This is a genomic window from Paenibacillus sp. PsM32, assembly GCF_030433815.1.
GTDB classification, from domain to species: Bacteria; Bacillota; Bacilli; order Paenibacillales; family Paenibacillaceae; genus Saccharibacillus; species Saccharibacillus kyungheensis.
Genome location: NZ_JARUWY010000003.1, coordinates 168836 through 182509 on the forward strand (window position 1 = coordinate 168836; position 13674 = coordinate 182509).

At 37.1% G+C, this 13674-nt stretch carries 12 protein-coding genes and 4 pseudogenes; 4 read left to right on the forward strand and 12 right to left on the reverse strand.

The window, feature by feature from the left end; translation table 11 throughout:
• Positions 1-289 precede the first annotated feature (289 nt).
• The 4 genes and pseudogenes from QCD85_RS08615 to QCD85_RS08630 form a co-directional block, all read right to left on the reverse strand.
• A complete protein-coding gene (locus tag QCD85_RS08615; RefSeq protein WP_301262320.1) occupies positions 290-715 on the reverse strand; it encodes a nuclear transport factor 2 family protein in 426 nt (141 codons plus the stop codon).
• Positions 699-932: pseudogene (locus QCD85_RS08620) on the reverse strand (zinc-binding dehydrogenase); the annotation flags it as partial. The pseudogene QCD85_RS08620 and the gene QCD85_RS08615, both read right to left, overlap by 17 nt.
• Positions 931-1083: pseudogene (locus QCD85_RS08625) on the reverse strand (DUF554 family protein); the annotation flags it as partial. The pseudogenes QCD85_RS08620 and QCD85_RS08625, both read right to left, overlap by 2 nt.
• Positions 1073-2404, reverse strand: coding sequence for an NtaA/DmoA family FMN-dependent monooxygenase (locus QCD85_RS08630; protein WP_301262322.1), 1332 nt, complete (start codon positions 2402-2404; stop codon positions 1073-1075). The pseudogene QCD85_RS08625 and the gene QCD85_RS08630, both read right to left, overlap by 11 nt.
• A 95-nt stretch (positions 2405-2499) precedes the next feature.
• Here QCD85_RS08630 and QCD85_RS08635 point away from each other — a divergent pair.
• A pseudogene (locus QCD85_RS08635) lies at positions 2500-2664 on the forward strand (transposase); the annotation flags it as partial.
• 241 nt (positions 2665-2905) lie between these two features.
• On the opposite strand, the pseudogene QCD85_RS08640 reads toward QCD85_RS08635, so the two are convergent.
• Positions 2906-3076 (reverse strand): annotated as a pseudogene (locus QCD85_RS08640) (MarR family transcriptional regulator); the annotation flags it as partial.
• 770 nt (positions 3077-3846) lie between these two features.
• On the reverse strand, positions 3847-4398 hold the full coding sequence (locus QCD85_RS08645; protein WP_301262323.1) for a TetR/AcrR family transcriptional regulator: 552 nt from the start codon (positions 4396-4398) through the stop codon (positions 3847-3849).
• Between the two features lie 218 nt (positions 4399-4616).
• Between QCD85_RS08645 and QCD85_RS08650 the strand changes: the two genes are divergently transcribed.
• Positions 4617-5795 (forward strand): MFS transporter, encoded by a 1179-nt coding sequence (locus QCD85_RS08650; RefSeq protein WP_301262324.1) that lies wholly within the window; start codon positions 4617-4619, stop codon positions 5793-5795.
• A gap of 193 nt (positions 5796-5988) precedes the next feature.
• On the opposite strand, the gene QCD85_RS08655 is transcribed toward QCD85_RS08650, so the two are convergent.
• The 6 genes from QCD85_RS08655 to QCD85_RS08680 form a co-directional block, all read right to left on the reverse strand.
• Positions 5989-6384 carry a cupin domain-containing protein gene (locus QCD85_RS08655; protein WP_301262325.1) on the reverse strand — a complete coding sequence of 132 codons (396 nt, stop codon included), beginning with the start codon at positions 6382-6384 and terminating at the stop codon, positions 5989-5991.
• A gap of 75 nt (positions 6385-6459) precedes the next feature.
• Entirely contained in the window at positions 6460-7197 is a 738-nt protein-coding gene (locus QCD85_RS08660) for a carboxymuconolactone decarboxylase family protein (RefSeq protein ID WP_301262326.1), read from the reverse strand.
• Between the two features lie 207 nt (positions 7198-7404).
• Positions 7405-7983: a TetR/AcrR family transcriptional regulator gene (locus QCD85_RS08665; RefSeq protein WP_301262327.1), complete on the reverse strand. Its 579-nt coding sequence runs from the start codon at positions 7981-7983 to the stop codon at positions 7405-7407.
• 95 nt (positions 7984-8078) lie between these two features.
• Complete coding sequence (locus QCD85_RS08670) at positions 8079-8780, reverse strand: SDR family oxidoreductase (protein ID WP_301262328.1); 702 nt, start codon at positions 8778-8780, stop codon at positions 8079-8081.
• A gap of 394 nt (positions 8781-9174) precedes the next feature.
• Positions 9175-10194 carry a Gfo/Idh/MocA family protein gene (locus QCD85_RS08675; RefSeq protein ID WP_274169951.1) on the reverse strand — a complete coding sequence of 340 codons (1020 nt, stop codon included), beginning with the start codon at positions 10192-10194 and terminating at the stop codon, positions 9175-9177.
• A 59-nt stretch (positions 10195-10253) separates the two neighbouring features.
• Positions 10254-11024 (reverse strand): sugar phosphate isomerase/epimerase family protein, encoded by a 771-nt coding sequence (locus QCD85_RS08680; protein ID WP_301262329.1) that lies wholly within the window; start codon positions 11022-11024, stop codon positions 10254-10256.
• Positions 11025-11171: 147 nt separating this feature from the next.
• Between QCD85_RS08680 and QCD85_RS08685 the strand changes: the two genes are divergently transcribed.
• Together QCD85_RS08685 and QCD85_RS08690 are read left to right on the forward strand one after the other, a co-directional pair.
• The gene (locus QCD85_RS08685; protein ID WP_274169949.1) at positions 11172-11999 is read left to right on the forward strand and encodes an AraC family transcriptional regulator; all 828 of its coding nucleotides are present in this window, start codon (positions 11172-11174) and stop codon (positions 11997-11999) included.
• A 124-nt stretch (positions 12000-12123) separates the two neighbouring features.
• Positions 12124-13641, forward strand: coding sequence for a glycoside hydrolase family 43 protein (locus QCD85_RS08690; protein WP_301262330.1), 1518 nt, complete (start codon positions 12124-12126; stop codon positions 13639-13641).
• Positions 13642-13674: the final 33 nt, after the last annotated feature.

A 13674-nucleotide genomic window follows, 5' to 3' on the forward strand; every position in this document is an offset into this window, starting at 1 on the left:
ATAGACTCAGATTTGTACTTACAAGAAAAATAATCATACAAAAATAAAAAATGTTAACGCTTACATAATCCATTAAAAAAATAATCACCTACGTATTGTTGGTCATCAGTGATCCCGGCACAAAAGTATAAATATGTATTTAATTGAAAATAATGTTTTATCCGAAATTATCATAACATGACCTCTGTAATATAACAACATTCTGACATATAATAATAACGCTATCACCAATAGATCAGATAGATTAACAACAGAAAGAGCCAATGAAGGAATTCATCGGCTCTTTTTTTCAAGCTTGTAGCGGTCTAGCTTCGACCATGATCATGTATTCTTTACGCTCTTTAATGAGCCATTTTCCATTTTGATGTACATAAAGATCATGATATTGAATACTGTAATCAGATAGAATATCCACTCCATGTTCTTCCCGAATGACTTTCATTTGTGAAAATACAATGCCTTCTGCTGTATCTCCATGTACTGTAACCTGATGTTGTCCATTGATTGTAAAATAACGCTTAACTTCATTCACATGAGTCATAAATTCTTGTTGTAATTGTTCTAGTCCCTTGATATCAGAAATCAAATGATCGTCAATATAAATAGTAAACCGGGTATCTGGTGTAAATAAATCCATTTGCTCTAAAATCTTTTTCTCGTCGGTTAAAATGGCATATGCATCAACTACTTTTCTTAATTCCGATACTGCTTCCAAATGTTCTAGTGACATCCTGAACAGGTAATGGTTCTGATGGGACACCGACATTGACCATAGTACCATTTACAGTTAATAGTGAAAGATAAGCATTAATATCAACGTTTGCGCTTATTGTATTTATAATGAGATCAAACGAACCTGCTAGTTTCTAGAAGGTTTCAGGATCACTTGTTGTGTAATAATAATCCGCTCCCAATTGCAGACCATCCTCCTTACAAATGAAATATGTGAATAAACCCAAATACGATTATTGGAACCAACAAAGACGGAAGCAGATTTAACGTGCTGAACTTCTTGATTCCTAGAATACTTAAGCCCGATGCCATTATCAGCCTGTGCTCTATATGAATTCTATTAAGATAATCGTTTATCTACACCATATTGATAAGGCACACCAAGATTTTCTCTTAATGTATCTCCATTATAATCTTCATGGAATAAACCACGTTCCTGTAAGATAGGAACCACTTCTTCTACAAAACGTTTTAAGTCGGTTTCATAAGCATCTGGGAGTATCCAAAAGCCGTCTGCTGCGCCACTTTCAAACATTTCAGTTAGGTAATCTGCAGTTTCTTTTGCATCACCTAATGTTGCAGGATGGTAATCAATCACAGAATGATAAATGATATCGCGTAATGTCCAACCTTCACGTGCCACTTTTAAAACGTTCTCGGCACGAGGATCAGAGTAAGCGCCGATTTTTACTTTGTCTAAAAGTTCTGGTGCGATCGGGCGTTCTAAATCTTCAGGAGTTAAGCTGATTCCTAGTACCATTCCGATATGAAATGCACGTTGTTGTACTATATTTTCATCCATAAAACTTGCGTGACGATCTATTGCTTCGCGTTTAGAATTCGCAACAACCGGCATGAGTCCTGCGATAAATTTAATCTCATCTGGATTTCGACCCGCGTCTATCGCAACCTGGCGTAGTGCATTTCTTGTAGCAATACCTTGTTCTCTCGTCCATACTTCACCAATCATTGCACTCGCATAGCGTCCTGCAAATTCAATACTATTTGGAGATCCACCAGAGTGAAAGATGACCGGTTGTCCTTGTGGTGAAGGTGGAATTGGCAAGGCTCCAATTGCCTGTATATATTTACCAGATATATGGACAGGTTTTACTTGGCTATAATCCGCAAATATACCGGTTTCTTTATCAGCTTTTAGAGCATCTTTTCCCCATGTTGCCCATAAGTGCTGTACAGTTTCTACGAACTCATAATGACTTTCATAACGTGATCTACTATCCATTAGTTTTACACCAAAGTTTTCTGCTACCTTTGGACTTGATCCCGTAACTGCATTCCAAGCAATACGTCCACCACTCATTAAATCTATCCCTTTAAATTGACGTGCTAAAGTAAAAGGATTATTCCACTGAGTATGTACAGTTGACACCACACCAATGTGTTTTGTTTGTTGTAATATTGCAGTGGCAGTAATGATAGGTTCAAGCGTCATCGCTGGCACTTCCCTGTTATCATCGGGTATTGCTCCAGGGAAATCACCTATAAATAGAAATTGAAATTTACCTTTTTCAGCAAGTTGAGCATATCGAATATCTGCATTAATATCTGGATAAGTAGTCACATTGACACCTTCACTTTTCCAAGCTTTAGCATTTGCACCGTATGCCCCTGTAAATCCTAAACCAAGCAACATTTGTTTTTTTTCAGACATAAATAAATCCTCCTAATTTATTTTCATATGATATCTACTTGCTAAGCCCTGTAAACAAACTTCAATAACCCTCTCAAATCTGTCAAATTAAAGACATGGGACGACGATACGATTTAACCGATGAAGGATGGAACGCTATCAAGCCTTTTCTGCTACCTGCCCGAAAAACACAAGGAGGACGACCTTCGAAAGATCGTAGACATCGACTGAATGCGGTACTTTGGGTCGCACGTACCGGAGCGGCTTGGCGGGATTTGCCCTACCTGGTATCCGCCAAGCGCTAAATTCTCCCCCATATCCTGAAACCATTTGTATCGCTCTTATAATGAAAACAAATTTAAAAATTCGTATAACAAATAATTTAAGAAACTCTATTATTATTTAGCCCACTAAGTATTTTCTTAAAAGTCATACACCAAAAACTGGCGGTTGCATTTCCTCACTAAATTTTCTCTGTGAAAACAAAAAAATTAGCGGGCTAAATATTAATTTAAAGAAAAATCAAAACAAATTTTTCTCCATTCGAATCATCAATTCTTTTAAAAATAAGCGTTCTTCCTCTGTAAGATAGATTCGCATTAATCTTGCATCTTGTTCATCCCGTTTACGATGTACAAATCCATTTTGCTCCAACGATTTAACCATATTTGTCACCATAGGAGGCTCACATTTTAAATGTTCACATAGTTACTTCTGGGTAATCCCATCCCTTGAAAACAAGCGAAAAAACAAATTATCTTGACCTATATAGAGATTAAGTTCTCTCAAACTTTCGTTATAATCTCTATACATTCGAGATGAGATTTTATCTAATGATTGATGAATATCGCAATCAATTTGATTATTCACTGCTAAACTTCCACTACCCAAAATATATTTAGCACACTAAATTTATCATGAGAGAATTTAGCTGTCAATAGAATTCCTTAGCATGCTAATAAATATTCGCCGTTTGACCGTTCCAATTGATCTAAAGTGACTGAAAAAGTAGGCATCGCACAGGATCGAAACCTTTTGACCTGAAGTTTGGGATGGCCATTAGTTAGAAAAATTGTTTTTAGCGGAGAGCTAGTCACAGTGCTTCATATCCAAACAAAGAACAACTCGTAGCTGATTTGTTCTTTTAGCCATGCTTTTTTGTATGGTATAAAATTAAAAATTCATACATAATTATCATATTTCATTTAAGCTAAAAGGTTTTTCTCACGACTTAATTTTATCTACATATCTTTTTCACAAGTTAGGAACGATTGAATGGTGGATTGTCAATCAGATGCCACAATCGCCTGATGAGATTTCCAATCAATTATGGGGATTACTCAAACGAAATCAAGTTATTCATTAGTCACAAATAAAATAACTAAAACAAAAAAACGACTCCAATGTGTAGTCGTTTTTGTCTTTCATGCTACTGTATTCATCATATGGCTTCCGCTATACTTCTAAGATTCTACTACTCGCTCTAATAAATCTCCTAATTTTTCTGCCATTTCTTTAGGTGTGTAAGGCATCTCATTTTTGATCCACCACTCTACGACACCTACATATGCATTAGCTACAAATTCAGCGACAACTTCTTCATTCTGCCCTTTATTTCTACCTTTAGTAATATCAATATCTTTTTTGAATTCTTTAATATTATGCTGAACAAATTGATTACGGAAAAAAGAAGCTCCTTCACTAGCTAGCATAGTCGAAAAGAACAAATAATTTTCTTCCAAATACTCTATACAAAGTACCGTAGATTCGAACCAATCCAGTTCAGCTTCTGTCTCGCAGATCTCAGACATATTTAAAATATGCTCCTCAATAATCTTATCGATCAGATCGAATTTATCCAGATAATGAAGATATACTGTCGCACGATTGATATTCGCTCGATCAGCTATATCTTGAATCGTAATACTTTCAAATTTCTTTTCTGACATTAATTCTAAAAATGCTTTTTTTATCGCTTCCTGAGTTCTTAACACTCTTCGATCTACTTTTACCATGTGGGTTCTACACATCCTTATTTATTATCAACAATATTTATAAAATTGTCGTATAAACATCATCTAGAGTGAAATTAACGATTTGCATATCTTGTAATAGATCTACTCCAGTTATAAATTATAGACAGTTGTTGTAAAAACATCAATTGTAGTATACATCCTAATCTAAAAGTATAGCTTTTACGATAAAGATACGGGATAAAGATAGGAGTTGGACTATGAATAAAGGAAATCGTTTACTGCTCATCATACTTACGATCGGTGTATTTGGTATCATCAATACCGAGATGGGCGTGATTGGCATACTGCCCTCTATAGCAGAGCATTTTAATGTGAGTGTGACCAAAGCAGGACTGTTGGTCAGTTTATTTGCTTTGATTGTAGCTATCTCAGGGCCGACGATGCCATTACTTTTCTCAGCTATTAATCGGAAATATGTAATGTTACTGGTGTTAGGCGTGTTTGTTATAAGCAATACAGTGTCGTTATTGACTACTGATTTTACAGTGCTGTTGATTGCTCGGATTTTGCCTGCTTTTTTTCATCCTATTTATTGTTCATTAGCATTTACAGTCGCTGCTTCTTCAGTAAGTGAACAGGAAATGCCTAAAGCTGTAAGTAAAGTCTTTATAGGTGTATCTGCTGGAATGGTAGCAGGTGTACCGATAGTTAGTCTGATCAATACAGTCTTTTCGCTACAGATGGCTATGACCTTTTTTGTTGTGATCAATGCGATCATATTTGTAGCTACTTTATTCTTTATCCCTTCGATGCCTGTTGTCAAAAAGCTTTCTTATCGTAAACAACTATCTGTTATGACCAAACCTGTATTATGGATTTCTATAATGGCTGTTATTTTTTTGAATGCATCTATTTTTGGTGTTTATAGTTATTTTGCAGACTATCTAATTACAGTTACACATATGGCTCCAAGTTTGATCAGTGCTACGTTATTTATTTTCGGTGGTGCTAATATAATCGGAAATATCGTATCAGGACGATTGCTGATATCGAGTGCCACTCAGACTATATTTGGTTTTCCTTTGTTATTAGGAGTTGTCTACCTGATCATGTTTGTAGCAGGTCAATCCACCTTAGCTATAATGATGATTGCTTTAGTATGGGGAATCTTAGCCGGAGGAATGATGGCAAATATCAATCAATACCTGATTGCTACGACAGCGCCTGAAGCACCTGATTTTGCTAATGGCTTATTTATATCTGCTTGTAATTTAGGCACAACGATTGGTGCAGCCGGAGGAGGGTTATTGTTAGCAGGATTTAATACATCCTATATCGTATTTGTAGGCATTCTATCTTTAATCATTAGTCTAGTGGTGCTATTATTTAGAAATGCTATTAGCAAGAATGATAAGCTAACTGCTATTTCTTTATAAATAAGTTTGCAAATCTATCAACTTAACTATGATTAAGTAACGATTCATATAATTCATATCAAAAAGCTAGTAAAGCGCTCTGTATGAGTGACTCTACTAGCTTTTTTTAGTTTTAGTTTACTTGGATGGTAGCAGGTATCGACTGTTTTATATCAATCTTTTTTTGAAATGCATTGTTAATATTTCATTAATATTATAAATGATCGAACCATTCATCTTCTACCGGTTCAAGCCAATCTGTTTCTCCCGGAGTCATCGCTAAATGAACGAACCAGCTGTCTTTCGTAGCGCCATGCCAGTGTTTCACATTAGCCGGAATATTGATAACATCCCCTGTCTGAAGAGCTTGAGCAGGCTGTCCTTCGGCTTGATACCATCCTTTGCCACCAGTCACTAACAACACTTGACCTACATGATGAGAATGCCAGTTATTGCGAGCACCAGGAGCGAATGTCACATTACCAATCGCTGTATTTAAAGGAGTAGCATCGGTGAAAATCATTTGCAAATAAGCGTCCCCTACAAAGTTAGCTTTTACTTTCTCACCTAAAGGAAAAATAGTACTGTTTTGTAATTGTTCGTTTTTCATAATATATCCCTACTTTCTTTTGATAAGCTTATCTATTAGTTACAATAAAATACCTTAAACGAATCATCGATCTGACTATTTCGATTGCTGGGCGGCTTCTTCTACACAACGCAGTGCATTCAGACTTCGTGGATACCCGATATAAGGAAGACACTGAGAAATAATTTTAATCAGAAAATGCTTATCCTGACCTAGCCTAATATTAGCGACCGCATGACTGGTTAATTGAGGTTCACAACCGCCTTGTGCAGACAAAAAGCAAAATGTAATCATTTCTCGTTGCAAATGGTCTAGACCTGTTCGAGTATAATAATCACCAAAGCAATTAGCCGCTAACCACTCATTTATATGTCTAGTTTCTTCTGCCCCCGATTTCCAAAAATCTTGCATCTGATTACCAAAAATATCTACCTGTGCTTGAATCCCTGCTGTTAAACGGTTAGCTATAGTCGTTGTCGATTGAGAAGGCAAAGGCAATTCTACACCTTGTGCAGTCAACATATCATTAGTAGCATGTAAGAAAGGTAACACACGTCCTATGCCGAGATAAGCTACAGACTGATATATGATTTCCTTCACTTCGACAGCTGTTACACCAGCGTGAAGCGCTACGGGAAGTATAACTTGGAATTCATCGATGCCCTGACATCCGATTAATGTAGCGACAATAGCCATCATTCGAGTACGATCATCCAGATCATTTTGATTTGCGACTTCATGTAATACAAAATGATCAAAACGTTCAATAAAGTCAGCATCTGTTTGTGTTAATGGTAAGCGATCATTGGGAAATGTCTTGTCATGATTATACATGTATCTACATCCTTTCTTTGGAATGGTGTACGTCAGGGTGTCTTGCCCTATATGACTATTATGACTCATAAGATCGTTATTCTAATATCCTGATTATCTTAAATGATTGCCTGATTCTCTTACAGCCATTAGAAGTAAACTCCAAGAACTCTATAACGTAAAAAAAAGCCGCTACATGAGCGACTTTACATCTATTTCTATATGATATTAGCTTTTTAATAAGTTTATAGAGACATCTATCGTATGTGATAATTGGGCTTTATCTACAGAAGATCTACCCATGACTCGTATACCGATAGACACTGTGTGCAGATATTTAGCTAGTTCTTTAGCGCTCTGCTTTGAAGTAAATTCTCCGTCCTGTTGACCCCATAAAATAATCTGTTCAAACATATCTTCGATGCCTTCAAATGATTCGATAGATTTGGCATTTACCTCTGCATCGCGCGCCGCCAGTTCTGTTACTGAATTGACTATTAAGCAACCGGATGGCAAATCTTCTTTATCTAAAATCATGAATTGAAAAAGAGAATACAATGCTTCTGTAGCCGTTTTGGATGGCTTGATTTCACTCGTAAGATTCGCTTTTACTTTGTCCATATAACGAGTGATCGCCTGTAGAAATAGTGAGTGTTTATCACCAAATGTATCATATAAACTTCTACGATGAATACCCATATGTGTGACTAGATCACTCATCGATGTTTTCTCATAACCTTGATCCCAGAAAAGGATCATAGCTTTATCTAATACTTCATTCACGTCAAATTCTTTGCTTCTGGACACAAAACTCCCCCCAATACGAAAAATGTAACATATTGAGAACGTTAAGTAAAGAAAGATTCAAACGTTAAATATATCTATCAATTATGACTCTACTTTTATTGAAATAGTTGCGGATATAGAGCAGGAATACCACCAGCAAGACCTTGTTGTACTTGTTGGCTGATCTCATCACCAAGAATCTCATAATGGTCAGCTTCGATTCCATCTACAGCGATTTTAGCGATATCTTCTGGAGCAGATTTAGGTGCATCACTACCAGCCATCATATCTGTATCCATAAAGCCTACATGTAATCCAGCTACTTTGATATTTTTAGGAGCTAATTCAAGACGTAACACATTGGTTAATCCCCATGCAGCAGCTTTGGCAGCCGTATATGCTCCTTCTTGCCCTATACTAACCCAAGACAATACAGATAAGATATTTAGAATAGAACCTCCACCATTTTTTTCAATAATCGGTGCAAATGCACGAACCATAGAAAGAGTACCGAACAGATGAGTGTTAAATTCCAAATGAATATCGTCTAAATTTCCTGTAAGTAAAGAAGCTCCTGTTGCTGTACCTGCATTATTAATCAAAACAGTGGCATCACTTGCGATTTCAGTTGCCGCCATCACAGAGTGAGGATCAGTGATATCCAATTGTAATGGGATAGCTCCCGGTAGATCGACAGATTCTGGCTTTCTTGCACCTGCATAGACTTTAGCTCCTCTTGATAAAAGCTCAAGAGCTAATTGCTTACCCAGACCTCGATTAGCACCACTAATAATAACTACTTGTTTTGAAATGTCCATGTTTTCACTACTCTTAATTTAGAATGATCGTTCTTAAATGGTCAAAAAAATAATTTCTTACTCAATAGCTTATTAATGATCCAACATGTAACCTTTCGAGAATGATCGTTCTCAATGAATAAAGTATAGTTTATTTGAGAACGATCAGTCAACTATTATTTTTAATTTGTTTTAATGACTTTCTATTTTAGAAGTTGTACGGTGAACATGCTTGTATTCTTGCTGAATATAATAGAAACAAATTTATACATAATCATGTCATTATAGATACATGCAAAATATAGAGGCATAAAAAAAAGACCGTAGCTTCGATAAAGAAGTTACGGTCTTTCCACTTATTATATACAGATCGTTATAATGCGTGTTCAAGTCACATGCACTATTTGCTAAACCATTACAATTGTACGACACGTCCTGTTTTTTGCGATTCAAAAGCACCCAAAATTACTTTGACCGCGCGTAAACCTTCTTCGCCCGAAATTGTAGGAGGAGTGTTCGTAGTAATAGACTCTACAAATGCATCAATAACACCACTAGGAACTTGTTTTTCATTGGTAGACATCATACCTACTTCGTATGTTTCTACGGTTCCATCTGTTAGTTCTACAATGACTTCGTTACCATGAACTGTTCCGATTTTCATTACACCGTTTTCACACCACAAGATAGTACTGTTGTCTCCACCTTTGTACTGTGTCCAGCTTGCTACCAGTGTACCGATCGCACCGCTCTTCATACGTAACAAGCAAGTAGCGTTATCGTCTACTTCTGTACCTTCTTTGTGCAAAGTACCGATGAAACTAGCGACATCTGCTACTTCATCATTTAACAAATAACGAATAAAGTCAGATTTGTGTACACCTAGATCGCCCATTGCACCCATAATCGCTTCTTCTTTACGGAAAAACCAGCTATCTGCTCCATCTACACTCCAAGCTTCAGGACCAGGATGTCCGAAAGATGTGCGGAATGTTAAGACTTTACCTAGTTTACCTGAATCCAAAATTTCTTTTGCTTTTACATGAGGAGGCATTAGACGTTGATTATGACCTACCATCAAGTATACGTTATTTTTTTGAGCTGCTTCGATCATTTGCTCTGCTTCTTCAATCGAACACGCCATAGGCTTTTCAACCAATACATGTTTACCTGCATTTGCTGCTGCAATGGTCATAGGAGCATGCAAGTAGTTCGGTGTACAGACGCTTACCGCATCGATCTCTTCATTCGCTAGAATTTCTTCGTAGCTTGCATAGGCTTTACCGCCGTATAGGTCAACCATTTCTTGTGCACGTTCTAGATTAGGATCAGCAAAAGCTACCAATTCTACTTGTTCATTTTCTGCATATTCTGGAATATGTCTGCGCTGAGCAATAGCTCCGCAACCGAATACAGCTACTTTAATCTTGTTCATGAATAATAGTCTCCTTTGATTGGGTATCGATTGAATGTATGTGTACGAAATAGACGAAATTAATTTAAGTAATTTTGTTTAAGCCAGTTATAGCTGTTGGACACGCTTTCAAGTGGAGGATTCTGACATACATCTTGTTCCACGATCAGCCATTGTACGCCTGCTTTACCTGCTTGTTCGATCACTTGTGGCAAGTTAACAATCCCTTGTCCTAATTCTAATGTTTTCATTTGACCTTGCTCATCTTTGTCAAAATCTTTGAGGTGAAGAAGTGGTAAACGTCCTGCATATTTTTGAATATATTCTAACGGATCTTGTCCTGCAAACTGTACCCAACATACGTCCATCTCAACTTGAACTGCTTCTGGAGTCGTTTCTGCAAACATACCATCAAAAGCGTTAGTATCTTTGAATGCACCGTGGAATTCAAAATCATGGTTGTGATAACCAAAAGTAAGTCCTTGTTTGCTAGCTTCTGCGCCAAATTGTTGCAACTCTGTAAATAAAGCGCCCCATTCTTCACTGCTTTGCGGACGATCTTCTGGCATAATATAAGGACAGATCATATACTGTGCACCGATCACTTTTAGGTAATCGATCTCTTTTTGCAAATTATCGCGCATAGATTGTAAAGGAACATGGCTGCTAAATCCTTTGAGTCCAAGTTCATCTAAAAGCGCCTTCATTTCTTCTGCGGGAATATCTCCATAACCTGCAAATTCTACACCTTGATAACCAAGTTCAGCCACTTTGCGTAATGTTGCCGGGAAATCTTTAGCTGTCTCATCACGAAGTGTAAATAATTGCAGACCAATATTTAATGTTGTCATTTCAAAAGCACCTCTTTGGATTATTTTTATTCTATGTGTAAGAGTTATCTTTCATCTATTATTTTAGAACAAGACACGCTAAAATGAACATACACAATATCGTAAAAACATGAACTATTTGCTCAACTTTTGGCTAGGGGGATTATTTTGGACACATCTCTTTTGATCTGTGATCATTCATATCATTACAAAGCATTTAATCATCAAATAAAAAATGGACTACAACATTACATTTTTCGCTTACAAACAGAGGGCAGTTGTGAAGCATTCACCTGCGGAAATCGTTATGTATTAAAAAGTGGAGATTTACTGCTACTCAAACCTGGTGATGATTATCATCTTGTTGTACAAGAACCGGCTAAAAAAGATGGATTATCTAGCGGAGATTATTATTTGTTCTGTCAAGGAACTTGGATCGATGAATGGTGGCAACGCCAGCCACGCTCTACGGTATATTCTATTGGAACAGAAAGTAAATTGATCGGCTTATGGCATAATTTGTTATTGGAAAAGCGGCGCGGTCTTCCTGAAGAAGATACTGAATTAGAGGATGTACTGTTACGTAGCCTCTGTCTGTATATCGATCGTGCGATTAGCGATACGGTACAAATGGATCGTAAAGGTTCAGCGACTCTTTTGCTAAAGCGGTTTATTGAAGAACATGCTACAGTGACTTTCAAATTAGAAGAAGCCGCTAGATATGCAGGGCTTAGCCTTTCAAGAGCAGTTAAATTGTTCAAAGAACATTACGGCAAAACGATGATCCAATATGCGATTGAAATTCGTCTTAAAGCTGCGATTGAGCAAATTCAATATAGCGAAATGACACTCGAACATATTGCAGAAACATGCGGCTTTGCAAGTTACTCCTATTTTCACCGGGTATTCCGCAATCAATTCGGTATGTCACCTGTAGAATACAGAGCGTCTAATCCGATATTGAAGCTATATGACACAGAAAATAGTATGAGATAAGGTGTATGCCTTATCTTCTTTTTTTGAAAGCGTAATCATGCTATGATCAGTCTGTCATATTACTCTGGAAAGGAAATTGTACGATGGTTATTATTGTTTATCCATTTTACATAGGTGCTTATTGATGAAATATAACAACCCTATTATTAAAGGCTTTTATCCTGATCCAAGTGTCTGCAAAGTAGGCGATACTTATTATTTGGCTACCAGTACATTTCAGTATTTTCCCGGCGTACCGATCTTTGAAAGTCATGATCTGATGAATTGGAAGCAGATTAGCCATTGTCTGACCCGTACGACTCAAGTTCAATTGGATCAGGTTCAAAGTTCTGGTGGAGTGTTTGCACCTACTCTACGTTATCATAGAGAGCGATTCTATATGGTCACAACTAATGATACTACGCGTCAGAACTTTTTTGTCTGGACTGATGATATTTATGGAGAATGGTCAGAGCCTATAATTGTTGATCAGAGCGGCATTGATCCTGATCTGTATTTTGAAGATGACACCACTTACTTTATGAGTAATGGACACGATGTAGATGGGAACGAAGGTGTGTTCCAATGTCAGATCGATATTGTAACAGGTCAGAAATTAACACCAAGTCGTATGATCTGGCAAGGAACAGGTGGACGTTATCTGGAAAGTCCTCATATGTACAAAATTAATAACTGGTATTATCTACTGGTTGCTGAAGGCGGTACAGAGTATGGTCATATGGCAACCTATGCACGCTCGATATCCCCTTCTGGCCCATTTGAAGCGTATGCACATAATCCTGTCTTAACTAATCGCAATCTAGGTGGTTATCAATTACAAGCTGTCGGTCATGGCGATCTGATTCAGGACAATAATGGCAATTGGTGGTTATATCATCTTGGATTTCGTCAGATTGGTCAATGGCTTACATATCATCATCTAGGACGTGAAGTATTTCTTACGCCAGTGACATTTGATGAAGAAGGATGGTTTACTGCCGGGTATCATGGGACTACACTCTCTAGCTTTGAGACAGATCGGATATCTGACGATGTGATTCAGCAGGAAAAACGTATCTATACATTTGAGAATACAAATTGGGAGCTAGATTGGTGTTACCTTCGCTTTCCACAGACTGAAAACTATCAATTTGAAGATCATAAGCTAATGCTAAAAGGAACTGATATTACACTGGATCAACCTCTTTCTCCGACCTTTCTCGGGTTACGTCAAAAGGATTTCTATGCTGTGATCACTTGTGATGTAGAAATTATAGATGGAGAAGCAGGCATAACGTTATATATGGATGAACATCATCATTATGAATTAGCTATACGCGGTCAGAAAGATCATTATGAAGTGATTGAACGATTAAATACGCAAGATATCAAATCTGTACAGCAGACAGTTGCATTAACAAGTAATAAAGCTTCAATTATGGTCAAAGCTGAGCCAACATGCTACCACTTTTTTGTAACTGTTGAAGGTCAAGATATCCTACTAGGCACTGCTCAGACCAAGTATTTGTCGTCAGAAGTTGCTGGAGGATTTACAGGAGTGATCATCGGATTATACGCTACCAATCATCCAGCAGGTCATGCTGCAACATTTTCAAATTTCAAATGTGAATATCTTCATTCAATAGATAGAGAAAACGTTTAGTGTATCTGTAGAACAATCAAAAGCGCAACGATC

What these genes read in the sequence shown, in the direction of transcription:
- QCD85_RS08655 (WP_301262325.1), bottom strand. Translation starts at nt 6,384, where the DNA reads ATGAAAAACGAACAATTACAAAACAGTACTATTTTTCCTTTAGGTGAG.
- QCD85_RS08670 (WP_301262328.1), bottom strand. Translation starts at nt 8,780, where the DNA reads ATGGACATTTCAAAACAAGTAGTTATTATTAGTGGTGCTAATCGAGGT.
- QCD85_RS08645 (WP_301262323.1), bottom strand. Translation starts at nt 4,398, where the DNA reads ATGGTAAAAGTAGATCGAAGAGTGTTAAGAACTCAGGAAGCGATAAAA.
- QCD85_RS08680 (WP_301262329.1), bottom strand. Translation starts at nt 11,024, where the DNA reads ATGACAACATTAAATATTGGTCTGCAATTATTTACACTTCGTGATGAG.
- QCD85_RS08660 (WP_301262326.1), bottom strand. Translation starts at nt 7,197, where the DNA reads ATGTATAATCATGACAAGACATTTCCCAATGATCGCTTACCATTAACA.
- QCD85_RS08690 (WP_301262330.1), top strand. Translation starts at nt 12,124, where the DNA reads ATGAAATATAACAACCCTATTATTAAAGGCTTTTATCCTGATCCAAGT.
- QCD85_RS08650 (WP_301262324.1), top strand. Translation starts at nt 4,617, where the DNA reads ATGAATAAAGGAAATCGTTTACTGCTCATCATACTTACGATCGGTGTA.
- QCD85_RS08630 (WP_301262322.1), bottom strand. Translation starts at nt 2,404, where the DNA reads ATGTCTGAAAAAAAACAAATGTTGCTTGGTTTAGGATTTACAGGGGCA.
- QCD85_RS08675 (WP_274169951.1), bottom strand. Translation starts at nt 10,194, where the DNA reads ATGAACAAGATTAAAGTAGCTGTATTCGGTTGCGGAGCTATTGCTCAG.